At 36.6% G+C, this 23991-nt stretch carries 25 protein-coding genes and 1 tRNA gene; 12 read left to right on the top strand and 14 right to left on the bottom strand.

The window, feature by feature from the left end; all coding sequences use genetic code 11:
* Positions 1-124: 124 nt before the first annotated feature.
* The 5 genes from BUL40_RS00200 (at position 125) to BUL40_RS00180 (ending at position 4085) form a co-directional block, all read left to right on the top strand.
* On the top strand, positions 125-1480 hold the full coding sequence (locus BUL40_RS00200) for a cytochrome ubiquinol oxidase subunit I (RefSeq protein ID WP_080317597.1): 1356 nt from the start codon (positions 125-127) through the stop codon (positions 1478-1480).
* Between the two features lie 10 nt (positions 1481-1490).
* A complete protein-coding gene (gene cydB, locus BUL40_RS00195) occupies positions 1491-2528 on the top strand; it encodes a cytochrome d ubiquinol oxidase subunit II (RefSeq protein ID WP_080317596.1) in 1038 nt (345 codons plus the stop codon).
* Positions 2529-2593: 65 nt separating this feature from the next.
* The gene (locus BUL40_RS00190; protein ID WP_080317595.1) at positions 2594-3151 is read left to right on the top strand and encodes a YeeE/YedE family protein; all 558 of its coding nucleotides are present in this window, start codon (positions 2594-2596) and stop codon (positions 3149-3151) included.
* A gap of 3 nt (positions 3152-3154) precedes the next feature.
* Complete coding sequence (locus tag BUL40_RS00185; RefSeq protein WP_010518985.1) at positions 3155-3568, top strand: DUF6691 family protein; 414 nt, start codon at positions 3155-3157, stop codon at positions 3566-3568.
* A 124-nt stretch (positions 3569-3692) separates the two neighbouring features.
* Positions 3693-4085: a response regulator gene (locus BUL40_RS00180; RefSeq protein ID WP_010518986.1), complete on the top strand. Its 393-nt coding sequence runs from the start codon at positions 3693-3695 to the stop codon at positions 4083-4085.
* A gap of 8 nt (positions 4086-4093) precedes the next feature.
* Here BUL40_RS00180 and BUL40_RS00175 read toward each other — a convergent pair.
* A tRNA-Arg gene (locus tag BUL40_RS00175) sits at positions 4094-4165 on the bottom strand.
* A 124-nt stretch (positions 4166-4289) separates the two neighbouring features.
* On the opposite strand from BUL40_RS00175, the gene BUL40_RS00170 reads away from it, so the two are divergent.
* The 3 genes from BUL40_RS00170 to BUL40_RS00160 are packed head-to-tail and all read left to right on the top strand — an operon-like array spanning position 4290 to position 5523.
* Positions 4290-4730, top strand: a complete 441-nt coding sequence (locus tag BUL40_RS00170; protein WP_080317594.1) for a molybdenum cofactor biosynthesis protein MoaE — start codon at positions 4290-4292, stop codon at positions 4728-4730.
* 3 nt (positions 4731-4733) lie between these two features.
* Entirely contained in the window at positions 4734-5162 is a 429-nt protein-coding gene (moaC, locus tag BUL40_RS00165) for a cyclic pyranopterin monophosphate synthase MoaC (protein ID WP_080317593.1), read from the top strand.
* A gap of 55 nt (positions 5163-5217) precedes the next feature.
* Positions 5218-5523 carry a hypothetical protein gene (locus BUL40_RS00160; RefSeq protein ID WP_010518992.1) on the top strand — a complete coding sequence of 102 codons (306 nt, stop codon included), beginning with the start codon at positions 5218-5220 and terminating at the stop codon, positions 5521-5523.
* Here BUL40_RS00160 and BUL40_RS00155 read toward each other — a convergent pair whose 3' ends face one another.
* Positions 5524-6462 carry an NAD-dependent epimerase/dehydratase family protein gene (locus BUL40_RS00155; protein ID WP_080317592.1) on the bottom strand — a complete coding sequence of 313 codons (939 nt, stop codon included), beginning with the start codon at positions 6460-6462 and terminating at the stop codon, positions 5524-5526.
* 64 nt (positions 6463-6526) lie between these two features.
* On the opposite strand from BUL40_RS00155, the gene BUL40_RS00150 reads away from it, so the two are divergent.
* Positions 6527-7027: a hypothetical protein gene (locus tag BUL40_RS00150; RefSeq protein WP_141239621.1), complete on the top strand. Its 501-nt coding sequence runs from the start codon at positions 6527-6529 to the stop codon at positions 7025-7027.
* Positions 7017-7517, top strand: coding sequence for a nuclear transport factor 2 family protein (locus BUL40_RS00145; protein ID WP_080317590.1), 501 nt, complete (start codon positions 7017-7019; stop codon positions 7515-7517). The genes BUL40_RS00150 and BUL40_RS00145 overlap by 11 nt, the downstream gene beginning before the upstream one ends.
* Here BUL40_RS00145 and BUL40_RS00140 read toward each other — a convergent pair whose 3' ends face one another.
* The 4 genes from BUL40_RS00140 to BUL40_RS00125 all read right to left on the bottom strand — a co-directional run bounded on the left by BUL40_RS00140 (position 7518) and on the right by BUL40_RS00125 (position 11926).
* Positions 7518-8219, bottom strand: coding sequence for a hypothetical protein (locus BUL40_RS00140; RefSeq protein ID WP_080317589.1), 702 nt, complete (start codon positions 8217-8219; stop codon positions 7518-7520).
* A 121-nt stretch (positions 8220-8340) separates the two neighbouring features.
* Entirely contained in the window at positions 8341-8715 is a 375-nt protein-coding gene (locus tag BUL40_RS00135; protein WP_010518997.1) for a hypothetical protein, read from the bottom strand.
* A gap of 129 nt (positions 8716-8844) precedes the next feature.
* On the bottom strand, positions 8845-9648 hold the full coding sequence (locus BUL40_RS00130) for an NAD-dependent epimerase/dehydratase family protein (RefSeq protein ID WP_080317588.1): 804 nt from the start codon (positions 9646-9648) through the stop codon (positions 8845-8847).
* The gene (locus tag BUL40_RS00125; protein WP_080317587.1) at positions 9641-11926 is read right to left on the bottom strand and encodes a M20/M25/M40 family metallo-hydrolase; all 2286 of its coding nucleotides are present in this window, start codon (positions 11924-11926) and stop codon (positions 9641-9643) included. The genes BUL40_RS00130 and BUL40_RS00125 overlap by 8 nt, the downstream gene beginning before the upstream one ends.
* 121 nt (positions 11927-12047) lie before the next feature.
* On the opposite strand from BUL40_RS00125, the gene BUL40_RS00120 reads away from it, so the two are divergent.
* Positions 12048-12530: a CBS domain-containing protein gene (locus tag BUL40_RS00120; protein WP_010519000.1), complete on the top strand. Its 483-nt coding sequence runs from the start codon at positions 12048-12050 to the stop codon at positions 12528-12530.
* A gap of 46 nt (positions 12531-12576) precedes the next feature.
* On the opposite strand, the gene BUL40_RS00115 is transcribed toward BUL40_RS00120, so the two are convergent.
* The 5 genes from BUL40_RS00115 to BUL40_RS00095 form a co-directional block, all read right to left on the bottom strand.
* Positions 12577-12930: a hypothetical protein gene (locus BUL40_RS00115; RefSeq protein ID WP_010519001.1), complete on the bottom strand. Its 354-nt coding sequence runs from the start codon at positions 12928-12930 to the stop codon at positions 12577-12579.
* A 2-nt stretch (positions 12931-12932) separates the two neighbouring features.
* The gene (locus BUL40_RS00110; RefSeq protein WP_080317586.1) at positions 12933-13505 is read right to left on the bottom strand and encodes a pentapeptide repeat-containing protein; all 573 of its coding nucleotides are present in this window, start codon (positions 13503-13505) and stop codon (positions 12933-12935) included.
* Positions 13506-13507: 2 nt separating this feature from the next.
* The gene (locus tag BUL40_RS00105) at positions 13508-14017 is read right to left on the bottom strand and encodes a DUF6265 family protein (RefSeq protein ID WP_080317585.1); all 510 of its coding nucleotides are present in this window, start codon (positions 14015-14017) and stop codon (positions 13508-13510) included.
* Between the two features lie 8 nt (positions 14018-14025).
* The gene (locus BUL40_RS00100; protein ID WP_080317584.1) at positions 14026-14715 is read right to left on the bottom strand and encodes an SIMPL domain-containing protein; all 690 of its coding nucleotides are present in this window, start codon (positions 14713-14715) and stop codon (positions 14026-14028) included.
* 192 nt (positions 14716-14907) lie between these two features.
* A complete protein-coding gene (locus tag BUL40_RS00095) occupies positions 14908-15456 on the bottom strand; it encodes a hypothetical protein (protein ID WP_141239620.1) in 549 nt (182 codons plus the stop codon).
* 162 nt (positions 15457-15618) lie between these two features.
* Between BUL40_RS00095 and BUL40_RS00090 the strand changes: the two genes are divergently transcribed.
* Entirely contained in the window at positions 15619-16239 is a 621-nt protein-coding gene (locus BUL40_RS00090) for a MarC family protein (protein WP_080317582.1), read from the top strand.
* A 23-nt stretch (positions 16240-16262) separates the two neighbouring features.
* On the opposite strand, the gene BUL40_RS00085 is transcribed toward BUL40_RS00090, so the two are convergent.
* From BUL40_RS00085 to BUL40_RS00075, 3 genes are all read right to left on the bottom strand, one after another.
* On the bottom strand, positions 16263-18506 hold the full coding sequence (locus BUL40_RS00085; protein ID WP_080317581.1) for an alpha-L-fucosidase: 2244 nt from the start codon (positions 18504-18506) through the stop codon (positions 16263-16265).
* Positions 18507-18535: 29 nt separating this feature from the next.
* Entirely contained in the window at positions 18536-21745 is a 3210-nt protein-coding gene (locus BUL40_RS00080; RefSeq protein WP_080317580.1) for a sugar-binding domain-containing protein, read from the bottom strand.
* 68 nt (positions 21746-21813) lie between these two features.
* The gene (locus tag BUL40_RS00075) at positions 21814-23892 is read right to left on the bottom strand and encodes an alpha-L-fucosidase (protein WP_080317579.1); all 2079 of its coding nucleotides are present in this window, start codon (positions 23890-23892) and stop codon (positions 21814-21816) included.
* Between the last annotated feature and the right edge of the window lie 99 nt (positions 23893-23991).

Genomic DNA, 23991 nt, shown 5'->3' with positions numbered 1-23991 from the left:
ATTGGGTGCACCCAGAAAACAATAGGGTAAAATTAAGAGCATACTTTTTACGGGTTTTGTAACTTAAATTACTCGTTTATCTAACCATTGTGCCGTATTTTTATAGTAGAAATTTTACGGCCTTATGGATACGGAATTACTTGCTAGAATCCAGTTTGCTTTTACTATTGCTTTTCACTACATATACCCTCCCTTAAGTATTGGTTTAGGACTTTTAATGGTTGTTTTTGAAGGACTTTATTTAAAAACAGGTAAAAAGGCTTATGAAATATTAACCCGCTTTTGGTTAAAAATTTTTGCAATAACCTTTGGGATTGGGGTGGCAACGGGCATTATCATGGAATTTGAGTTTGGAACCAACTGGTCCGTGTATTCTAGATACGTTGGGGATATTTTTGGTAGCGCCTTGGCAGCAGAAGGTTTATTTGCTTTTGGCTTGGAAAGTACCTTTTTAGGGATTTTGTTGTTTGGGTGGAATAGGGTTTCCCCTAAGGTTCATTTCATTTCTACTATTGGTGTTTTTTTAGGTTCTATGTTTTCTGCTGTCTGGATAGTGGTAGCCAATAGTTGGCAACAAACTCCGGCTGGTTACCACATTGTTGGTGAAGGCTTAAATGCCAGGGCAGAGGTTACGGACTTTTGGGCCATGGTTTTTAACCCTTCTAGTGTAGATAGAATAATACATGTATGGCAAGGAGCATTTTTGGCGGGTGCGTTTTTAGTACTGAGTGTGCATGCGTATTACTTGTTAAAGGGTAAGTATGTAGAGATTTCTAAAAAGGCATTTAAAATGGCATTGGCGGTTGCTACATTGGTCTCGCTGTCGCAATTGTTTTCAGGGCATAGCTCGGCCGATGGTGTAGCAAAAAACCAGCCAGCTAAATTAGCTGCAATGGAAGGCCATTATAATGCCTCTTCTGCAGCAGATTTATATTTATTAGGATGGGTTGATAATGAATCGCAAGAGGTGACGGGAATAGGTATTCCTGGTGGACTTTCTTTTTTGGTACATCAAGATTTTGAAGCACCAATTAGCGGTTTAAACGCGTTTCCTAAAAATGAAGTACCCACACAGGTAAATGCTGTGTTTCAGTTTTATCATATCATGATTGCTATTGGTATGTTTTTGATAGGTTTAACCCTCTATGCGTGTTATTTGTGGTGGCGAGGTACCTTGTTTAAAAAGAAATGGTTGTTAAGGATTTTTGTTTTATCGGCATTATTACCACAGATTGCTAACCAAGTAGGGTGGTTTGCTGCAGAAATGGGTAGGCAGCCTTGGGTAGTCTATGGTCATTTAAAAACGAGCGATGCTTTTTCGCAAGAAGTCTCTTCTAATCAAATTCTATTTTCCTTGATATTATTTCTAGTAGTGTATTCTATTTTGTTCTTATTATTCCTTTATTCGGTAAATAAAAAGATAAAACACGGCCCGTATGATGAAGCGGATAACCCGAACGAATTTTTAAAGTATACATAACAGAAACGGCATGGAAACATTTTTAGGTATAGATTATCCTACTTTATGGTATTTGGTTGTGGGGTTGCTATTTTCTGGCTACGCTATTTTAGAAGGGTTCGATTATGGAGCAGGAGCTTGGCATTTATTTTTTAAGAAAGATTTAAGTAGGCGCATTGCAATTAATGCAATAGGCCCACTTTGGGATGCCAATCAAGTATGGCTCATAATAGGTGCAGGGGCGTTGTTCGCAGGCTTCCCTGTAATGTACGCAACTATGTTGTCTGCAATGTATGTGCCCTTTATGCTTTTTCTTATGTTTTTGGTATTGCGTTCGGCTGCTATTAAGTTTAGAAGCGCGGAAGAAATGGTTTGGTGGCGTAAGACTTGGGATGTAATTTATTTTATTTCCAACGTCATAATTGCTTTTTTACTTGGCGTAGTTCTAGGTAATGTTTTACAGGGTTTTGAACTGCATAAAAACTATGAGTACAAAGGCGGACCTTTTTTTACTTTCTTAAATCCGTATGCTATTTTAGTTGGGTTAACTACGGTTTCTGTTTTTATGACACAAGGCGCAATTTTTTTGTTGCTCAAGACCGAAGGAAAATTATTTGATAGACTCACGTTCTTATTAAAAAGAGCCATGCTTTTCTTTATATTGGCCTTTGTATTTACTTCTGCCTATACACTCCAATACTTACCTGGCGTTACTGATAAATTTAAGCAATATCCTATATTTTTTATTTTACCAGTCTTAGCTTTTCTGGCAGTGGCCAATGTGCCTAGATTGGTGTCCAAGAAAAAGTATATGCAAGCCTTATTGTTTTCATCCTTGACTATGGCCTTTCTACTGATGCTGGTAGCTTTTCAATTGTATCCAGTATTGCTGCCTTCTACCGTAAATCCTGATTTTAGTGTTACGATTTATAACGCAGCTTCTTCACAAAAATCACTGGGTATTATGTTAACCATTGTTTTAATAGGTGCGCCTTTGCTGGCTTTTTATTTCATCTTTTTATACCGTACCTTCAATGGAAAAGTAAAGTTAGATGATACAAGCTATTAGTACTTTGGTTACCTAAGTTACTTTCAAACCCAACAACTATTAATTTCTTTGCACAAAATAGATTTATGAATTTGATATTAGAACCATGGCCTTGGTATATTTCTGGGCCGTTAATTGCGTTAACCATGGCAATACTTATCTTAATGGGAAAACGCTTTGGAATGTCTTCCAATTTAAGAACCCTGTGTGCAATTGGTGGTGCTGGCAAATTGGCTGGTTTTTTTAAGTTTGATTGGAAAGCACAACGTTGGAATTTGTTAGTTGCCTTGGGAGTACTTATCGGTGGTTTTATTGCACAAAACTTTTTATCGCCTAATGACGCTGTTGCCATTTCTGAAAATACAATTACTAAGTTAAATACATTAGGTTTTAAAGATGGCGGGCAAGCCTATATGCCACAAGCCTTATTTGAAAATAAGGTTTTTTCCAACCCTAAGAATTTAGTATTGCTAATCCTGGGTGGATTTCTAGTAGGCTTTGGTGCACGTTATGCCGGTGGTTGTACTTCTGGTCACGCTATTTCTGGTCTAAGTAATTTGCAACTACCATCCTTAATTGCCGTGATAGGTTTTTTTGTTGGAGGTTTAATTATGACACACCTAATCTTTCCAATTTTATTCTAAGCTATGAAAAGTATATTGTATTTATTGATAGGAACTTTCTTTGGTATAGTGCTATTTAAGTCAGAGGCAGCTAGTTGGTTTCGTATTTATGAAATGTTTCAATTCGATTCTTTTCATATGTATGGTATCATAGGTTCGGCCTTGGCTTTGGGTATCCTATTTACCCAAATAACCAAAAGAAAAGGACTAAAGTCTTTCTTTGGAGAAAAAATAGTTATTGCGGATAAAGACAAATCGTTTTACCGATACGCTATAGGAGGTGTCTGCTTTGGATTGGGTTGGGCGCTAGCGGGTGCATGTCCGGGCCCAATGTATGTTCTGGTGGGTGCGGGTTACTTGCCCATTTTGGTTGTTTTGGCCGCTGCAACCTTAGGTACATTGTTCTACGGGTTGATAAAATCTAAGTTACCACACTAAAAAGTATGTATTTTAGGTGTTTTTTTTAACATAATGTCGAATAGGATTTTTACTACAAAAATTTCGTTTTACATTTGATAGGTCAAATGACCTAAATAACAGCCAAAAGAACCCTAAAGTAGCTATGAGTCAAGAAATTTTTATCATAGATGATGATTTAGTTTCGCAATTCGCAACTAGATATTGTATAGAGCAGACCGGTCTGTCTTTTGAAGTAACTACCTGCGGTAGTGCGGAGGAAGGCTTGGATAAATGCGCCACTTGGGTAGAAGAATACGGAAAATTGCCAGATATAATTTTTCTAGATTTAATTATGGGCGAAATGGATGGATGGGATTTTTTAGAGCATCTAAAGGTATACGAAGGAAAGTATACCATGCCAAAAGTATATGTACTTTCTTCTTTTGTTAATAGTAAGGACAGGGAAAAGGCCAAAAACAATCCGGTAATTGCAGGCTATTTTGATAAACCCTTGGCAAAGACCAACCTCAACAAAGTATTTAAAAAGGCATCTTAGAAAAGTAGTAGCCCCGGCAAGAATCGAACTTGCATCTAAAGTTTAGGAAACTTCTATTCTATCCATTGAACTACGGGGCCAATTGTAAAGAATTTCAAAATTAAGAATAACTTTTTACTAGTCTACAGCTATAATCACCTTAATTCAATAAATTTTCTAGAAAGGGCTATACCCTCTTTTCTTTAAACTAGCTACCTTTAAAACATGGAAAAAAAGGTTAAGAATGTTTTTAAGGAAGGAGCTATTGCTCCGGATTTTATTGCTAATGCAATTGCCAAACATCAAGTAAAAACCAACATTGGTGCCCACAATATTTTCTTAGGCCAGGTAAGGGCAGATAAAATAGATGGTAAAATGGTTTCTGCTATAGAATATTCTGCTTATGAGACTATGGCAAATCATAAATTTCATGAAATAAAGGAACAGACCTTTCTAGAGTACAACATAACTTGTATGCATATTTACCATAGTCTTGGTAAGGTTGCCGTGGGCGAGGTATGTTTGTTCGTTTTTGTTTCCGCACCACATAGAAGAGTGGTTTTTGAAGCTTTGGAGTATGTAGTAGAGGCAATTAAAAAAGAGGTGCCCGTATTTGGAAAGGAATTATTTGAGGACGATTCTTATCAATGGAAAGTTAATACCTAGAAGATGGTAGATATTACGCAAAAGAAGAATACCTATAGAACCGCAATTGCCCAAGCTTTGGTAAAAGTAGGTAGCAAAGAAACCATTACCGCAATACAAAATGGTACCGTACCAAAAGGAAATGTTTTTGAAATGAGTAGGGCAGCTGGTTTTCTAGGGGTTAAAAAAACACCAGATTTATTACCAGATTGCCACCCCTTGCCCATAGAACACACTAAAATAGACTATACCATAGATGGTTTAACTATAGAAATACAGGTTTTGGTTAAAACATATTATAAAACTGGCGTAGAAGTAGAAGCCATGCATGGTGCTAGTGTTGTGGCTTTAAACCTGTATGACATGCTTAAGCCAATAGATAAAAACATAGAAATAAGCACAATAAGACTGTTGAAAAAAACGGGGGGAAAATCAGACATTAATAATTTGTAAGTTTTTCTTGTTTGCACGTTTATTTTTCTACTTTTAATTTATCAATTGATATGAAATGGACAATAGAAAACGTGTAATTGTAGACTTTAAAAAATTAACCCCAGAGGTACTTCGCCTTTTGGTAGAAGAATATCCAGACGGATATGATGACAGGGACATCATTGGCTTTAAAAATGCTGCCGGTGAAAAAGTAGAGTGTGTAGAGGTGTTAACAGAAGATACAAAGTATCTAGTAAAGATTAGCTCTAAACTAGAGAAAACAATGGCCAACTATGATGAGGACGATTATGAAGATTTTGATGACGATGATCCAACTGCCGTTGTTGATCCAGATGCCATGCCAGAAGAAGATGAAGACTAACTAGTTTAAGTTAGTCAACATCTCTTTAGTTGTATTTTTTAAATCAAAGGAAGGTTCCCAACCCCAGTCTTTTCTGGCTTGGGAATCGTCTATGCTGCTAGGCCACGAATCCGCGATTTCTTGTCTAAAATCTGGGTCATAGTCAATTATAAAATCGGGTATTTCAGCAGTAATACTTGAAGCAATTTCCTCAGGGGCAAAACTCATTGCCGCTAAATTATAAGAAGAACGTATGTTTAAGTGCTCCGTAGGAGCCTCCATAATGGCCATAGTTGCTCTAATGGCATCTTCCATAAACATCATAGGCAATTTGGTTCCCTTTTGTAAAAAACTCGTATAACGTTTGTTTTTTATGGCTTCGTGATAAATTTCTACAGCATAGTCCGTGGTGCCTCCGCCAGGTAGGGTTTTCCAGCTTATTAACCCAGGATACCGTACGCTACGTACATCAACTCCATATTTTTTAAAATAATACTCGCACCAGCGCTCTCCAGATTGCTTGCTAATACCGTATACGGTACTTGGTTCCATAATGGTGTTCTGTGGCGTATTTTCTTTTGGGGTGTTTGGCCCAAATACGGCAATGCTGGATGGCCAAAATACTTTACTTATTTTGCCTTCTTTGGCCAGGTTAAGTACATTAAAAAGCGAATTCATATTTAAATTCCAGGCACGCATTGGAAATTTTTCGGCGGTGGCACTTAGCATGGCGGCCATCAAGTACACCTCTTCAATTTCATAATGCATAACCACATCTTCTATTGCACTGTATTGGGTTGCATCTAAAGACTCAAAAGGTCCAGAAGCCATCAAAGATTCGCCTCCCTCTCTAATATCGCTCGCTATTACATGGTCATTTCCATATTTTTCACGTAGTGCCAGGGTTAATTCGGTGCCAATTTGTCCACAAGCACCAATAATGAGAATGTTTTTTGCCATTTAGGTAGTAGTTTATTCTAGTCGCGGCAAAGATAATCTTTCTTAAAGTTTGTATTTTCGTTTTATGCGAAAACTACTTGTACTCTACAGTCTCTTGTTCTTTGTGTTTTCTTGTAAAGACCAAGAAGATACTGGGGCAAATGAAACAGATAAACCGGTTGCCGAATTTACGTTTAAAAGTATGCCGGTAGACGTGGAACTGTCTGATGCCGCACGGGAAGAACTTAAGAACTGGAAAACTTACGATGCTTTTGAAAACAGCTTTGCCGTATTTAAAAAATCTAGAAATACGGAAGATTTAAAATTGGCCGTTGCGGATTTATTGGAGAAAGAAGCTAGATGGGCCAAAGATACGTTTCCAGAACCCTATGATAATAATCAGATAAAAAGTAGACAGACCATATTGCGAAACTTTTTGTTGAAAACAAAAGGGTATTTAGAAATGCAAGAGGATGTAAAAGAGCCAATTAAAGAGGTCTTGGTTGCTAGAAACGCGCTAAGAAATCATTTTAATAGAATAGCAAGAGATACCATAGACATTAAACTCTTATTAAATGGGGAATAAATTAGTATTTATAGCACTATTTGGTTTGTTATGTGTAACCCTAAGTGCGCAAGGACAAAAGGACAAAATAAACATGGTGCTAGATTCTTGGCACAAGGCAGCAGCTGATGCCGATTTTGACACCTATTTTGGTTTAATGACCCAAGATGGTGTTTTTCTAGGTACTGATGCTACGGAAAATTGGCAAAACGATGCGTTCAGGGCGTTTTCTAAGCCTTATTTTGATAAGGGTAGGGCATGGAGTTTTACTGCTGTTGATAGAAATATTTATGTAGATGGAAGCGTAGCCTGGTTTGATGAGGTGTTGGATACACAGATGAAACTTTGTAGAGGCTCTGGCATTCTTAAGTTAGTTGATGGGGATTGGAAAATAGCACATTATGTGTTGTCTATTCTGGTACCTAACGAAAATGTAGATGCGTTGGTAAAAATAAAAAAGCAGAAGGATAGCCTTCTGCTTGTAGGTTTTAAGAATAAAATTAAAAACTAATTATTCTTGTGTTTCTGTCCCTTCGTTTTTACGGGTTTCTAAAGCCTGTTTGCTTAAGCTGGCTAAATTAAAGGTAGGGGCAATTTCTAAAGCTTTGTCCATTTGCGCTATAGCTTCGTCTATTTTGGTTTTATCCTCATTAAAAATCAAAAGGCCTTGTAAATGGTAGAAAGCTGCTTTTAAAGATACCTCATAGGGTTGTTGTCTTTCAAAAAAAGCATGTTTCATATCATCCGTAGCATTGGTAATTCCATACGTAATATAAGAGGCCGCACCATCTGTATCTCCGGTTTGGATTTGTAGATCAGCAATTTCATAAGCCAGATACGGATTCTTGTTACGCTCGTATAAAGCTATAAATTGTTCTAAAGCACGTTTGGGTTGGTTCAGGGATTTTAAAGAAACCGCCTTTACCTGAATTGCTAAATCAGAATCGGTACTTTTTTTATCAATACCAATGGTGTTAAGGGCCTGCATGTACTGGTTGTTGTTCATATAGATGTATGCAAGGGTGTCCATTCTTTGCTCAGATGGCTGTAGCACGTTTAAATGGGTCAAAGCGTTTATGATCCCATTTACGTCTCCTTGCAAGCGCATTTGCTTATAAAATGCGTTATAATGCTTAATTAAATTTTCATTGGTCTGTGCCGTAGTTATACTGCATAGCGCCAAAAAAACAAATGTGGTAACTAATTTTTTCATTCTCTTTTGGTTAAGATGCCAAAGCTAAAAAAAATGGTTATAAGGTCTTGTTAAACTATTGCCCATAAAAAAGCCCCATGATATCATGGGGCTTTTTTATTTTTGGTTAGGAAAAGTACTGTTAAGCAGACATCTCTTTACTGCTTATTAATTTGTGTTCTTTGATCAAACGTGCGTAAAAAGCTAAGCTCTTATCGTCTTCTTCTACACAAGAGCGTAAAAAGCTGGTTAAATCCAAATAGTAAAGGTTCATAGGCATTACGGGAATGTCTATGTTTACTTCTTCTGGATTGTACGCTTGGTCGTCTACAACCAAATTCATCTTTACCCTTCTTCTATGGTAATCTATAGTAACATCAGAAGCATTAAAATACTTCTTTATTAAACTTATATGGAACTCCATACATCTTTCAGATGTTTTTCTACTAGTACTGGTCTGTACAATCAATCGCTCTATTTCCATCAATATTCTAAACTTTAATCCTGACTTTTCCATGTGCTGATTTTAAGTATTTATGATGGAACAAAGTTAATGACAAGCCAATTAAAAGCTTGAAAATCATCGGCTTTATTAACTTAATAAAGTCTTAATTGTTGTGAAAACCACTTTAAGTGTGGTTAAGATTTATTGTATGGTTGTGTAGAAACCTTCATTATAGTAAGGAAAATTCCTACTTTTTATGAATTTTTGATAAATTTTAGAAGAATTTTGCGAATATACAGGTATTTGTAGTCCTCTTTTTAGCGCTTCTTGCGTATAATATTCCTTTTTTGTAGGATGATACGGACATGCTCCATTAATGGTAATATTCCACCAATTATTCTCTAAAATCAAGGTAATCATACGGATACAATCTTTAATATGTATAAGATTTATGATTTCATCGCCATTGGTCAAATCTCTTTTACCACTGAGATGGTTTATGGGGTGTCTATCAGGGCCAATCAATCCACCAAATCGGACCACTGTGGTTTCTAAATTTGGCGTATTTCTAAATAGGTTTTCTGCTTTTAGTAACTGCTTGCCAGATTCGGTAACCGGGTTGGGTGGGGTGTCTTCCGTAACCTCTCCATCTACGTTTCCATATACGGAAGTACTACTTACAAAAATCACCTTAAGTTTTAAGGTACCTATGGCTTTGAGCAACAGTTGCATTTTTGCCGTAAAATTTTGAGGATTAGGTCCTCTTAATTTAGGTGGTATGTTTACGATTAAAACCGTTAGATTGGTTAAAAATGTATTTAAATCGCCAGAAATTTTATCTTCCGCTACATACAGCTCAAAAGCTTTTATTCCCTTTGCAGTCAAAAGCGGTAATTTATTAGATTGGGTTGTTGTGCCAAGTACTTGAAACTTTCTTTCTAATAAATTTTCTGCTAGGGGCGTACCTAGCCATCCACAACCTAATATTCCTATAGTTTTACTCAATAGTTATAGATTTAATTAATAAAATAGCATCGTTTAGTACAAAGGGCATAGGTATGTTTTCTGCTGGTCTTTTAGGTACCGTAAATAACGGGTTGCTCAATAAATCATTAGAAGCCTCATAAAATGTTAGTTCTAAGGGCGAATGGTTTTCTATGGTTAATTCTATTTCCGTAAAATCATTATTGCTAATGTAATGGGTGAACAATCTACCCGAATTTCTTTTCTCTAGAAAATCTTCTGTAATTGATTGACCATTGATAACTGCATTTTTAATGGGTGTTTTATTGGTAAAAACCTCTAGCCGGTTTACCTCTCTTTGATGGGTTACACAAATATTTAACTTTCTAAGGGAACCGATTACGGTGTCTTGGACAACCATAATTTCTGGCGATTTTAATGATTTAATTGGAGCTTCTGCGGTATGGGTAAATTTGGTATTGTATTTACTGCTAATTATGTTAAGCGCAGAAGTAGAATCATTTGGGTTTTCTGTTTTCAAAAATTGTTGGTTCCATTCACTTAAAACGTTGTCATAGGTGGCCCAATTGGCTTTTTGGGTGTCTGCATTATAAACATAAAGTAAGCTATTAGGTTTGGGACATTCAGAGTTGTATCCTGATTTAATGTGGGCTTTGATTCCAAAGACAAAGAATAACACAACACCTATTACCATGTACCTTTTTTTATGTTTTAATAATCCAAAGAACGGCAACAACAGAAAATACAGTAAAGTAGTAAATAGCGTTGATGCCACTAGCAGTTTAAGGCCAAGGCCTACCGGAAACATTTGAATAAAGGGTACAAAAATAAAAACGGCAGGTAAAGCCAAGAATACCAAAAGAAATGGGGAGGGTTCTTTTTGATTGGTTACAACATACCAAGCCGCTAGCGTGCCAAAAACAGGGATAATAAAAAAACTGGCTCCTTCTAAATAGCTAGATAACATAGCGCAAACAACAAGCCATAGAAACATTGGGGCAACCAACAAGCTTGCGGTACCTACTTTTTTAAATCTATTATAGACTAGTAAACAAACGCTTAGGGAAAAGATGGCCATTATAAAAATATAGAGGTGGCCATTGTAAGTAAAGCCGTGTAACATGTCTTGATACCACGGATACCACCATTTTAAAGCAGGCCAACTTATGTAACCGGCCAAACCATTTATTAGCAAAACAATTATAAGCGGCACAAAGCCAAGCCATAAGCCTTTTAGCCCAATACTTTTGTTCTTTAAACCATGAATTAGAATAGCTACAAAAAGAATACACGCTAAAATAAACATGGGCCAAATCCAATCAAACGGATAGGATACCAGACCGAAAATTGGAAAATTAAAATAGATATAATCCGTTAAGCTTTTAATATCCGTTAGGTCTGCCTGGCTAAAATAATCAAGAAGCGGTATTAAATAACTACCTTGATGGGCTAACGTATTTCGGTCCAAACGGTCGTAAGTGTCCAAAGCGGTATGGTAATCAAAATGGTCATCTATAAAAGCAAAATTAAAACCGTCTATATCTGCTTTTTCTCTAAAAACAGTTAAATCCGTATCGTTAGGTAGCATTTTGTAAATACTATAAAGTAATGAGTTGGCTACAGGGTATTTGGGATTCGCCCTAGTGAATTCACGTATTAATTTAGCATTCTTACGATTGGTTTCTATCAACATATAAGAAGGTCCACCGCTTCCACGGGCTTCAAAATTTAGCACCAAGCCAACATTTTTTGCCCATGGGTGTTGGGTCACAAATAGATTAGCTCCATTTAGTCCTAATTCTTCTGCGTCTGTGAAAACGATAATAATATCATTTTTAGGCTCTTTCTTATTTTCTAGAAAGGCTCTTACACCCTCAAGAATAGTTGCCACGCCACTGCCGGCATCACTTGCACCATAAGAAGAGTGCGGATTACTATCATAGTGAGATAAAAGCAGCAATGCCTTACCGTTAGGGTTGGTTCCTGGAATTTTGGAAATAATATTTACGGCATTGCTCAAATTACCCCAATCGCCAATTGTTTTTCCTTCTTGGATGGTAACTTCCAACCCCATTTCTTTTAAGGCTTTGGTAATATAGGCCCTTACCGTTGCGTGTGCTTTAAAGCCAACTGCGTGAGGTGCAACTGAAATTTCCTCTACATGTTTTAAAGCACGGTCTACAGAAAAATGGTCTGTTGCAACTGGTTTATTTTCTTGGTAAGAAGGCATTAAAGATCTAATGCTCCAGTAAGCGGCTGCTACTAGTAGTAATAGGCATAGTAGTTTGGTTAATTTCATTGCTGGTGTAGTTGATAATTAAATTTAATAAAATGTATGGTATTGCTAATTAATTATGTTAAAAATTATGTAAACTCCTAAAAATCATTATATTTAATAGATAACCAATAAATTAACTAATATGGCAATCAAGAGTTTTCAAGGCGCTAGGGCAAAGGTAGTAGATAATGGTAAGGCAGAGCATCCTATTTTGGTTTCGGACTATATGACCAGAAAATTAATCACATTTAGACCGGACCAATCCATTTTGGAAGTTATGGAGTCTTTTGCCAAATACAACATTTCTGGTGGTCCAGTTTTGGACGATAGTGGTTTTTTAGTAGGAATAATTTCTGAAGCTGATTGTATGAAGCAGATTTCCGAGAGTAGGTATTTTAACCAACCTATTTTGGATAAAAGTGTGGAACGTTTTATGACCAAAGCTGTAGAGACCATACCGCATGACATGACTATTTTTGATGCGGCCGGTATATTTGTTAGGCACAATAGGAGACGTTTGCCCGTAATGAATAATGGTTTGTTGGTTGGTCAAATAAGTAGAAAGGATATTGTAATAGCGGCATTGAAGTTAACCGGTGTTAACTGGAAAATGAGTAAAGTATAACTAGTTTGTGGTTATTTTAATTAATTAAGCCCCACTTGGGGCTTTTTTATTGGCGTTTTACCACCATGTAATAATCGTTTTCTAAGGGTAGATACCCCAAATCATACAAGAAAAAGTAAGTTGTTCCTTTTTTTGTGGTATACAAATGGGTGAAATAATCAAAGCTAAAACCCTTATCTATTAACTGATTTTTTGTGGTCTTGGTTTTGCCATCTTGTAAAGTAAAGCTATCTAGTATCCTGTAGTTTTTTCTAAGGCGATTGTTAATATTTCTAATTAGATTTTTACTATCCTTATTCAGTTTGTTATTATGTGCATTACGGCAATAATCTGAACAGAATTTTTTATCTGCCCTGCCTTTTACGGGAACGCCACATTCCAAACAAACTTTAGATTCCATAGTTAATAAGCTACAACAATATCGTGTTTTTTTAATAATCCAGGTAGCTGGTCAATGTTGAACTTGGTTTTTTTAATTGAGTTTTGGTCAGGGTCTATTAATAAATAAGTACTATTATTAAAATTACAACTGTCTAGTTTGGTGTTGTAAAAGACCGTGTTTTTTAGTTGACAATTTTCTATGTTGCTACCTTTTAATTGCGTTTCAGAAAAATCTACTTGATCTAACGTACAGTCCTTAAAGTTTGTTTTTGGCAATTCTAAAGCATTAAAATTGGCCAAGGTTAAATTGCAATTGGTAAACCCAAGGTTTAAGAACATAGGGTTACAAGTAGAAAAATCTATTCCTATCATTTTACAACCTATAAAAGTTACCTGATTAAAAATAGTAGCAGTACAATTTACATTAGTAAGGTCACATTCTTGGAACGTACATTCTATAAAGTTAATATTGTCTATAAAGCCTTCTTTAAAATTACAATTTGCAAACGTACAGTTCTCGTAATCTCCCTTAGGTAATTTATGGGTTTTAAAATCATCACCATTATAGGTTATATCACAGAAAAAGTTATTCATACCTAACTCTTGTATCTTTCGTAAGCAAAAAGCACCTCTTTAGCCTTGCCTTCTTCTTCGTTACCCACTATAACATATACATTTATATGGTTTTCATCTATTTTTTCCATGGTTAGACCATCAAAATAAACAATTCCTGGTTCTATTTTAACCAATTTAAAATCGATTGTTTCTTCTTTTGATTCCCATCCTTTTAATGCACTGTCAAAATGTTTTAGTTGCATTAAAATGGTATTTTCTTTTTCTATGATATGACCTAGTTCATAAAAAGAGATGCCATTTTCGTCTACCAATTTAAACGAGAACATCATGGAGCCCCCTAAAGGTGGGCTCCATATTTCTTCTGCAATACCTCCAAAGGCTTCGCCACGCCAGTGGCCTTCTATCCAATCTACTTGTTTTAAATATGCATTTGGAGATGTATCTCCTTCTTTTAGCTGCATAACCTTTTGAGCATTCAATGAAAAGCTAAATAACAACAGTAGAAGCAGTGGTCTAGTTAGTGTTTTCATTTAAAGTCTTATAACAGTTTAAAGGTTACCTGTACAGAACTTTCTACGCTTATTTTCTCGAAACCAACATCTAATGGCTCTGCAACGGCATCTGCGGCCATAGCCCGCATTTCTAGTTTAGGTCTAGCAACACTACGGTAATACGGTTGGGAGTTGTCTTGTATATGAATTGCCGCACCTACCTTTTGGTCTAATGCCGTGGTTAAGGCCACTGCTTTTTCTTTTGCTTTTTTAACCGCTTTGGTTTTTAATTCTAACTCTAATTGGTCCATTTTAGAATATTCTGTTTTCTCTAAATAGGTGTTTGCGATGCCTATATCTTCTAATGCGGCCATTACTTTGCCTGCGGTTAGACCATCATACACCAAAAGAGAAAATTGTTTGCTTTTAAGTACGGTTTTGGAGCGCAAAAAGTAATTTTTGAAATTACTGCTTAGGTCTTTTATTTTTAATTGTTTTTCAACATCAATACCCAAAGCTTTCAATTCTTTGGCCATTTCATTTTCTTGTTTTTCTACAGAAGTTCTTCCTTTGGAGTCTTGTTCATTTATGGTAATACTCAAATAGATTTTATCTGGAGCAACCAAGGTGTCTACTTTGGCCGAAGTTTCAAGATACGGGACATCTAAAAAGTTTTTGGTCTGTGCCATAGTAATTAATGGAATTAAATAAATAAATAATAAGAGCTGTTTTTTCATGTTTAAGATTTTAGTTAAAGGTAGCAATTCTTATACCATAACCTTTATGTATTGCGTGTATAAGACGTTAGTGTTAGCCAACGGTTGCTTTGGGTTAGGTAAAAGCGTTTTGGCAAAGAAGGAAAAGTTGATATAAAGCGCTATTACCCCCTTAAACCACTATTAATTTTCTATAATAAAAGGGATAGTAATTTAAAAACGATAACCTAATTGTAACCCCCCTTTACCAATAATAGTAAAATCTCTGTCTTTTTTAAATAGGTTTCTACCAATACCCAAATCTAACTCTGCTATAAAACCTCTTTTAGTAAGAATTTTTATTCCAGTACCAATGCCTACGGCCAAATCTACAATGTTTTCCTCATAGATATAATCATAATAAATTGAGCCATCTTGCCCATTTGTTTGGTAGTCAACATAATCATTAGTAGAATTAAGCATGGCAAAGCCTTCCACAAAAAAGCCAGAAGCATATTTTTTGCCAAAATACTGCCGGTAGTATGGCGTAATATGGTAATTAATGTCTAGGTCATAGTCATCAAAACCAATCATCAAATCCAGACCCAGTGCAGACTCATCATTTAATAGATACTGATAGTCTACCTCTGCTGCTCCCAAAATTAGAAAAAGACCGTTTAATTTAATTTCGTGATTTTTTGTGGAGTCTAATCTTATATCTCCATTTTGCGCTAGACCAGTTACGGTCATAAAGATTGTTAGTATTAATGTAAGGAATTTCATGGTGAATAAATTAAATACGGCTTGGTATAAAAGTAACGTTTAAATAAATAGTAACAAAGTATTGCAGTTTGTGCAATAAAGGAGTGTTATTTTTAAATCCATCATTAATTTAAAAATTGGTTTTGTTCCTTTGTGGGTATAAGAAATTATAATTATTTCTAGATGACAGATTTACTCACCTATGCCATAACCGTTTTTACTGGTTTTTTTGCAATCATGAATCCAATTTCAAATATGCCTATTTTTCTTTCTTTGGTTGACGGAGCAGATGAAACCACTAAAAGAAAGATTGGTAAAAAGGCCGTTTTGATTGCCTTTATAATAGTAACTGCCTTTGTAGTGTTGGGTAAGTTTATTTTTGAATTGTTTGGGATAACCATACCGGCTTTTAAAATAACGGGCGGCATACTTATTTTTTATGTGGGCTTTGAAATGTTACAATCCAAAAAATCGAATGTGCATAATTTAAAAGAAACCAATGTAGATGAAAACATAGCCGTTTCTCCACTGGCCATACCAATTTTAGCAGGACCAGGAACTATTGTTACGGCCATGAATTTTATTTCTAAGGTAACCTATTTCCACATGGCAGTTGTAGTGTTGGTTTTTGCTTTCATGTGTTTACTAACTTATTTAACTTTTAGGGCTAGTGACTTTATCGCCAACAAAATTGGGCAAAATGTAATTTCTGTAGTGGGTAAGATTATGGGACTAATTATTGCAATAATTGGTACCAGTATGGTAATAGATGGCCTAAAATTATCTTTTGGATTAACAACATAAAAAAAGGGGCTTGGCCCCTTTTTTTATTTTATAAGTACCTCATCTATAAATAGCCAGGCTTCCTTACCGGCGTTTTTATGCCATTCTGGGCAAACACTCCGGTTTTTAGCTATAACTCTAATGTATCTGGTGGTGATATTAAGCTTTTCTGTAGCAAATGTTTTAATGGATTTTTTACCATGATAGGTAGGTATTTCATTTTTATCAATTTCATCGCCATCCGTATTTTTTAAAATAATAGGTTCAGAAAAATGAATGCCGTCTTCAGAAAAGGAATAGCTCACCCATTCAGGTGCAAATATGCTAGCTTGTATGGTTTTGAGGTAACGTGTACTAAGTGAATGTATGGTTTTGTTACTGCCTAGGTCTACAACCACATCAACATTGTTAGTTCTAAACCCCTGCCAATTACCCTGGTTGTAAGCTAAAATTCCCATTTTTCCATCTACTAAGCTTAATTCTTTTTCTCCAGGAAACTTTTTACTAAAAGGTTCGTTGTACTTTACCTTATAGTTCGCTTTGTGGTAGGTAGCCGTTTGTACAAGCCCTGTTTTATTGTCTTTGGACTTGGCAATGGCTTTTATTGTGCTATTTTCACTAATGGTAATAGGATTTTGGTAAATAGCACTCTCCGTAGTTGGTTCGCTGCCATCTATGGTGTAGAAGATGGTGGCGGTACTGCTAGTGCTTTTGAGCTCTACGGTTAAATTATTAGCAAAAGACTGCGATTCTTGCTCAAAAATAACTTCTGGCGGCGCGTTGTATACGCCTATTTCAGATAATTCTGGTATTCCCCTGCTACCCGTAATGGTAAGTCTTACTTGGTCTGTAAACACTTCATCAAATCGAAATAACCTTTTAAAACCAACGGTAGTACCTGTAGTTAAGGTATCCCATTTTGAGCCATTTTTAATTTCAACCACAAAGTTTTCAATTCGTTGACCATTAATAATGTTCTCTTGTAATAATAGGGTATTAAAACGTTGCCTGTTTTTTGTTGAAAGAACTACTGTAGCTGGAAGGTCTTTTTTTGGCGTCCAAAAAGATTCATTATCTCCATCCAATAACGTTGTTACCTTATGTTTTTTATGTTGGTTGTTTAAAGTTATACTAGCATCAGAAAATAAATTGGTATCAAAGGTTCTGTTCAATAGGTAACGCATTCCTTGTAAACTTTTAACGTCCTGCTCAGGTACCAAGCCTCTTTCGTCTGGTGCTATATTTAAAAGTAATACACCGTTTAGGCCAACAGAATTGTAATAGATGTCTACCAATTTCTGTGGACTTTTAACCAAATGGTCGTCTTCTTGCGCATAAAACCAGCCTGGTCTTATAGAAACATCTATTTCTGCAGGATACCAAACCAAACTAGTTGCTTTTTTCAATATTTCCTTGCTGCCCAAATCTTCTTTCATAAGATTTCTAGGCACAAAAGCTCCTTCTACGTTGCTTTGTTGGGAGTTGGCCGCAATATCATCTTGGTTAACCGCATTACCCGGTAAAACGCTCCACTCTGTATGTCTACCATAGCCAGATTCTGTGCCAACCCATCTCACATCTGGCCCCATAACGGCAATAACTGCCTCTGGTTGTAATTTTCTAATTAGGGAGTAATAACCTTCCCAATCATAAGGTACTTTAGTGCCGTCTCCATGACCATCAAACCAAACTTCGTGTATGGGGCCATAATTGGTCAAGAGTTCTGTTAAGTGATTTTTAAAAAGAACGTTGTAGGCTTCGGTTCCAAAAGAAGGCTCGTGCATATCATAAGGAGAAATGTAAACGCCAAATTTTAAGCCAGCCGCTTCGCAAGCCTGTGCCATATCCCTTACCAAATCGCCCTTGCCATTTTGGTAAGGCGTTTTGGTAATATTATAATCGGTGTACTTACTGGGCCAAAGGCATAGACCATCTGAATGTTTGGCCGTAAAAACTACCAATTTCATTCCGGCTTCTTTCAATACCCTAACCCATTGTTTCACATCAATCTCTTTGGGATTAAAAAGCGATATATCTGTATCTCTTTTGAAAAAACCGTTATCGTCATAGGTTTTAACACCAAAATGTATAAATGCGGTCATCTCTTGTTTCTGCCAATTGTATTGTCTTTGGCTGGGAGCAACTTTTGAGGCCTTTTCAATAATATCCGCTTTGGTATCCGTGGGTGAAATACTTATATAATTTTGCCCAATATCATAGATAGGTTGTTGGCTTATGCTAAAATTGTAAAGTAAAATAAAGAAAAGGGTAAATTGGTATTTTTTCATTCGTAAATAGGTTTCGGTAAGAATTTGTTTTAATCCATTTTTACCACTAATTCTGCAGCTGCAGCAGGTAAATCTGTGTTGGATTTTACAGATAATTCAAGTTTGCCATCGTTGCTGTCTTCTCGCATTACATGAAATTTTATCCATTGTTCATCACCTTCATTTTTTAGAGCGATGGTTATATGTCTGCCTTCAAATGTGATGGTCATATGGTCTGTTGTACCTTTTGGTCTTTTTGCCAAAACATATAGGCTACCCAAAAAGCCATCTGGGCAGGTTAAATCTACCGTAACGTTATTACTTTTCCAGTAAGTGGAGCCATTCTGGTTCGCCTGAAATGCATTTGATATGGTATAAGCAGCATTCTTTTGCTGTTTTAAAACGGTATCTCCATCAGCAGACCAAGACTGTGTTTTATCTTTTCCTAACTTTCCAGAAGCTTTTACTTCTAACAAAATGGCGTCGTTTGTTTTAGTACTAAGTTGTTCAGAAAAATTATTCAATAAAAACTCGTTGCTTACGGTCGTGGTGGGGACAAAAGCATTGGAATTCATGTATTGTAAAATGCTTTTTTTAAGTTGCATGGCCGTTACGGAGGTAGTGTCTTCTAGATCAAAACCACTTACCAAGAGTTTTCCTTTGCCTACTTTAAACTCAAATAATAAACCTTCTTTGTTGTTCCGGTGAAAATCGTCTACCAACTGGATTATGGGTTTGTAATCTTTTGGAGTTTCATTCAATAAAAAGGCCTTTGCTTTTTTGTCAAAAGTTTCCCATTGCCAATCTGAATGATAATCTGTTGGAAAGCCCTCCATAGCTTTGTGCTTATCTTGGATAAGCATACCCAAGCTTGTTTTTCCTTGCCCAGGAAAATAGGTGTAAGACCAATATAGTGGATAAAAATTGTAGTCTACCGAGTTCTTCTTGGTGCCTAAATTATGTGCGTTTAATAACACCTTTTTACCAGCATGCAATTGGGCTAAAATAGTTGGATTAATTTCATGGGCAAGGAGTACTTTTCCTAAGGTAATCTCCGTTTCTTTTGGAAAAACCCAAAAGTTCCATTGATTTTTAAATTCGGTTCCCTTAATTGCTATGGTAACGGTGTATTTACCTGCCTTGGTAACCGTGTTCAAGGGTAATTCTATTAAACCTAGGGTGGTAAGCTTTGCTCTTGGTAAGGTTTTATTTTGCCATAGGTCTGAATAAATCGTATTGTTTTCTTCGTCTGTTATAGTAATAGTAGCCTTAACGTCTTCTAGATTTTCTTTGCCAAAGTTGGATACTTGTACGGTACCGGTAAAATGCTCCGTGTTATCGTAAACAAATTTGGGTGTTCTTAAAAGAGGGACTACCGTATTGTGGTGTTGTTTAAATTGTTGTGGTGTGGTTATATTCTTACTATCATAAAATATATCTAGCCATCCTACCAAGGCTTCACCTTGCCCTTGGTAATCTTGCATGCTCAATAACTGAATACCCGCACAGCTCTCCGTTCTTAAAAACGATTCAATCTCATATTTATACATGATTTGATTTAGTGCTCCGGTAGCCTGTTTAAAAGCATCGGCTTGATCTGCAATGCCATTTTGTTGGGCTACCTTTTTAAATGCTTCTAAGTTTCTAGCTTTAAGAATACCAGTGTATTTGTCAATTTCTGACCAACTAGGGTATACTGGCCATTGGCCAATTTCATGCGCAAGGATGGGAATGTTCATCTGGCTATATGCTTTTTCAAAATCCCAATTGGTGTGGGCGCCATTAAGTCCTCTGGTCCAGCCTACATTGTCTATTAAATGGGTAACCGTATAATCGTCGTTTTCGGTTATTTTTCTAGCGGTGGAGCCAGCATACAATCTACGGTTATCATACTTTTTTAGTTTGGCAATCCATTCTTTGGTCTGTTCAAAGTCTGAGCTTCCTAATTCATTTCCAATACAAAACATGATAAAAGAGGGGTGGTTGCCGTATTGGTCTACTACTCGTTTCATTTCATCTTGTACCCATAAATCTCTGCGGCTGTTAAACCCTAAACCTTTTGGATGGCCTTTGGTTTCCATTTCTGGACGTCCCTTGGCTATCATATCCTCGTTCATCCAAGAGTCTATCCAAACCGATGCTTCTGCTTGAATATAGATACCCATTCTATTGGCAGCCTTAAAGGCGGCCTGTGGTGGGCACCAAGAATGGAATCTTACATGATTAAGTCCATAATCTTTATAGGTTTTAAAAATGGCCAACCAATCTTCTACTTTGGTAGATGGGTAACCCGTTAGGGGAAAATGTACGTTGTCTAAATTACCTCTAAGAAAAACCGGTTCGCCATTAATTGTTACCTGCGTACCGTTATGGGCAACTTCTACAAAGCCAAATTCAGAATCAATACTATCTTGGTTTTTGCCAGCTTTAAGGCTAAGGGTAATTTCGTACACCTCAGGATCAAACTCGCTCCACGGTTTAATCTTGTCCATTAGATTAAGGTGGAAGTTGATGTTTTGTATGCCTTTTTCTAATTGAAAGGTATACTTATCTGAAAGTAAAATGTCGTTTCCATTTATATGTTTTATACTGGCGGAAATGGAGATTTTGCTAGCTTTTGACGCGTATATTTTTGTCCATACCTCTAGTTTATCTTCTTTAAGATTAGAAATGGTTTTTAGATCTACAAAATGAGTTTGGTCTTTGGCAATCAGTTTTAGTTCACCAACCAAACCGTTCCAGATGGTTTGGGTAGATTCACTATATGCATGGCCTTTGTCTCCAATATTGTAAATCATATTGTTATCTACCTTTACCATTAAGGTATGTTTGCCAGGTTTAAGATTGCCCAGTTCGTGTATATGTGGTATGCCTAAGGCATCTTTTTTACCTAGTGGTTTACCGTCTATCCAAACTTCAGATTGCCATAAAACGCGTTCTAAGAATAGCGTAATCTTTTTGTTCTTCCAAGATTTGGGTATTTCAAATTCCCTTGAATAGCTGGCTATACCAATGTATTTATAGGTTGGTGTAAGTATGCCAATATCTGCTCCTTTGGTCTTAAAGCCATACCCATTCTGGGCCAATGATCCAGGTAGGTTAATAGTGCCTTCAGATTTTTCTAGTTTAGGATATATTGTAGACGGAGCTAGTTGTACTTGCCATGTGCCTGAAAGGTTTAATTCTGACGTATTTTGCGCATGTGTCGCCAATCCTACAATGAATAGGAATAGTGTAAGGGGGAATTTGGTAAATTTCAATGGTACGGTTTTTAACGGTCTAACAGACCAAAATTGTTGGTATACTGGTTTTTTTAAAAGTTTAGGTCTTAGTCAACAACCACGCTTAACTCACCAATACGAAGCGGTTTGTCTGCAACGGTACGCTCTGCCACCAATTTTAAATATTTCATGGAGGTCTTTTTTATTGGGGTTACTTGCATTATTGGATTGTTGAAAATATTAGAAAATTCACCTTTGGCTAAAAGCGTCCAATTGGTTTTATCGGTACTGCCATAATACGCATAATTCAATACCATGCCCTCTTTCTTACCTTTTGTAGCAGGCGTCATCAATAGTTGAGAAACGTTTAAAACTTCACCAAAATCCACGATTACTTCCTTATTTGGGCTGCTATATGGCGTGGAACTATTCTCATCTATTGCATGGTTGTTAAGGCAGTCTATACAACTCCACTTATTTGGGCTATAACCTAATAAGCTAGTTTGGGTTTCACTTTCCTTGTCACCATCAAAGGTCTTAGTTTTTAAGATGCCTCCCTTAACAAAGGGTATTGGTCCTAGGTATTCTTTAGAAGTTGTGTTGGGTTCGGTATTGTCTAACGTATATTTTATTTTACCATTACTTTCAAGATATAAAAGGCCAGTGGTATCCCTATATACCTTTGGTGGGGTTAAACGTACGGGTTCTTTGTGTACAGAGAGCGTACTTAATATAGGTGCTGCCCCCGCATCTGTTATCCGTAATCTTATTTTTTTGGTGGTTTGTAGGGAACCTCTCCACAATCTGCGGTTGCCAATTGATTCTGCTGCTGCAAATTCTACCCACTCATTATTTTCCCATCGGTCTAGAGCCCAGCCCCAAACGCGTTGGCCAAGAGGTATGTATTCTCTAATATTAACTACATTAAATGTGGTTTCCTTTGGAAAATTTACTACTACAGATGGCTTCTTAACGGAGTCTTCTACTGCCCACAAGGTAGTATTATCGGTATCTAAGAGGTTGTTAGCGCTATATTTTTTAGATGTTCCCCTAACATTTGATGCACTAATACTTGACCCTTCTGCTAAATTGGTGTTGAAGGTGCTATCTAAAATCGCTTTAAAACCATTTAAGGCAGAAATATCGGTATCTGGAATTAACCCTCTTTTATCTGGTGTTAGGTTTAGTATAAAACTGGTGCCATGGCCAATACTGGCATAGTGTGTATCTACTAATTTTTCGGGAGATTTAACTTGGTCGTTCTCAGATTCATGATAAAACCAACCCGGTCTAATAGATGTATTGGTTTCTGCAGGAAGCCAGAACTTTCCTTCCCTTGTTCCATTTAAGGACTCCCAATATTTAATTTGTCCCGGAGCCGGTTCCACGCCAGGTTCTAAACCTTCTGGAGTAAACCGGTGCCAACAAGGGTCGCCAGAAAAACCAGCTTCCGTGCCCACCCAACGTACATCTGGGCCAACATCTGAGAAGATTACGGCATTGGGCTGTAGTTCTCTTACCAAGGCATAGGTGTTTTCCCAATCGTAGTAAGTAGATCTATCTATTTGTCTTTTTTCATTTGCACCACCATAATAACCATCTCCGCCATTGGCTCCATCAAACCAAACTTCAAATACCTCCCCATAGTTAGTCAATAACTCTGTTAATTGGGCCCTAAAGGTTTCTACATATTCTGGTTTTCCGTAGGCTGCATTGTTACGATCCCAAGGAGAGAGGTACAAACCTAATTTTATATCGTATTTACGGCAAGCATCTGCTATTTCTTGTACAATGTCTCCTTCTCCATTTTTGTAGGGTGATTTTGAAATATTATGTTCGGTAGTCTTTGTGGGCCAAAGGCAAAATCCATCGTGGTGTTTTGCGGTTAAAACCAGACCTTTCATGCCAGCATTTTTTGCGGTTCGTACAATCTGCTCGGCATTAAATTCACTTGGGTTAAATAACGTTGGGGATTCATCTCCAAATCCCCATTCTTTATCTGTAAAGGTGTTGATAGTAAAATGGATAAATGCGTAAAATTCCAAATCATGCCATGCAATTTGACGTTCATGCGGAACAATACCAAAGGGTTTGGGAGGGGATACGTGTTCTTTTTTACAAGAAAAGAAAAAAATAGCTATTAAAAGGAAAAGCAAGCGTTTATTAGAGTGGTTAATGGTAAACATGAATCGTATTTTGGTTTTGGTCCGTTCTATTTTCTAACCAAGCAAAAAAATATATGTTTTTAGAGATTTCTCACTTAGTAAGCTGTAAAACTATTGGTT

This window comes from Croceivirga radicis (assembly GCF_002072105.2).
Classification (GTDB): Bacteria; Bacteroidota; Bacteroidia; order Flavobacteriales; family Flavobacteriaceae; genus Croceivirga; species Croceivirga radicis.
Note: the sequence above shows the minus strand (reverse complement) of the source record. Positions and strands in the feature narration are given on the sequence as shown.

Bases quoted from the DNA above. Each gene is read 5' to 3' on its own strand.
- BUL40_RS00200 (WP_080317597.1), top strand. From the start codon at position 125: ATGGATACGGAATTACTTGCTAGAATCCAGTTTGCTTTTACTATTGCT.
- cydB (WP_080317596.1), top strand. From the start codon at position 1,491: ATGGAAACATTTTTAGGTATAGATTATCCTACTTTATGGTATTTGGTT.
- BUL40_RS00190 (WP_080317595.1), top strand. From the start codon at position 2,594: ATGAATTTGATATTAGAACCATGGCCTTGGTATATTTCTGGGCCGTTA.
- BUL40_RS00185 (WP_010518985.1), top strand. From the start codon at position 3,155: ATGAAAAGTATATTGTATTTATTGATAGGAACTTTCTTTGGTATAGTG.
- BUL40_RS00180 (WP_010518986.1), top strand. From the start codon at position 3,693: ATGAGTCAAGAAATTTTTATCATAGATGATGATTTAGTTTCGCAATTC.
- BUL40_RS00170 (WP_080317594.1), top strand. From the start codon at position 4,290: ATGGAAAAAAAGGTTAAGAATGTTTTTAAGGAAGGAGCTATTGCTCCG.
- moaC (WP_080317593.1), top strand. From the start codon at position 4,734: ATGGTAGATATTACGCAAAAGAAGAATACCTATAGAACCGCAATTGCC.
- BUL40_RS00160 (WP_010518992.1), top strand. From the start codon at position 5,218: ATGGACAATAGAAAACGTGTAATTGTAGACTTTAAAAAATTAACCCCA.
- BUL40_RS00155 (WP_080317592.1), bottom strand. From the start codon at position 6,462: ATGGCAAAAAACATTCTCATTATTGGTGCTTGTGGACAAATTGGCACC.
- BUL40_RS00150 (WP_141239621.1), top strand. From the start codon at position 6,527: ATGCGAAAACTACTTGTACTCTACAGTCTCTTGTTCTTTGTGTTTTCT.
- BUL40_RS00145 (WP_080317590.1), top strand. From the start codon at position 7,017: ATGGGGAATAAATTAGTATTTATAGCACTATTTGGTTTGTTATGTGTA.
- BUL40_RS00140 (WP_080317589.1), bottom strand. From the start codon at position 8,219: ATGAAAAAATTAGTTACCACATTTGTTTTTTTGGCGCTATGCAGTATA.
- BUL40_RS00135 (WP_010518997.1), bottom strand. From the start codon at position 8,715: ATGGAAAAGTCAGGATTAAAGTTTAGAATATTGATGGAAATAGAGCGA.
- BUL40_RS00125 (WP_080317587.1), bottom strand. From the start codon at position 11,926: ATGAAATTAACCAAACTACTATGCCTATTACTACTAGTAGCAGCCGCT.
- BUL40_RS00120 (WP_010519000.1), top strand. From the start codon at position 12,048: ATGGCAATCAAGAGTTTTCAAGGCGCTAGGGCAAAGGTAGTAGATAAT.
- BUL40_RS00115 (WP_010519001.1), bottom strand. From the start codon at position 12,930: ATGGAATCTAAAGTTTGTTTGGAATGTGGCGTTCCCGTAAAAGGCAGG.
- BUL40_RS00110 (WP_080317586.1), bottom strand. From the start codon at position 13,505: ATGAATAACTTTTTCTGTGATATAACCTATAATGGTGATGATTTTAAA.
- BUL40_RS00105 (WP_080317585.1), bottom strand. From the start codon at position 14,017: ATGAAAACACTAACTAGACCACTGCTTCTACTGTTGTTATTTAGCTTT.
- BUL40_RS00100 (WP_080317584.1), bottom strand. From the start codon at position 14,715: ATGAAAAAACAGCTCTTATTATTTATTTATTTAATTCCATTAATTACT.
- BUL40_RS00095 (WP_141239620.1), bottom strand. From the start codon at position 15,456: ATGAAATTCCTTACATTAATACTAACAATCTTTATGACCGTAACTGGT.
- BUL40_RS00090 (WP_080317582.1), top strand. From the start codon at position 15,619: ATGACAGATTTACTCACCTATGCCATAACCGTTTTTACTGGTTTTTTT.
- BUL40_RS00085 (WP_080317581.1), bottom strand. From the start codon at position 18,506: ATGAAAAAATACCAATTTACCCTTTTCTTTATTTTACTTTACAATTTT.
- BUL40_RS00075 (WP_080317579.1), bottom strand. From the start codon at position 23,892: ATGTTTACCATTAACCACTCTAATAAACGCTTGCTTTTCCTTTTAATA.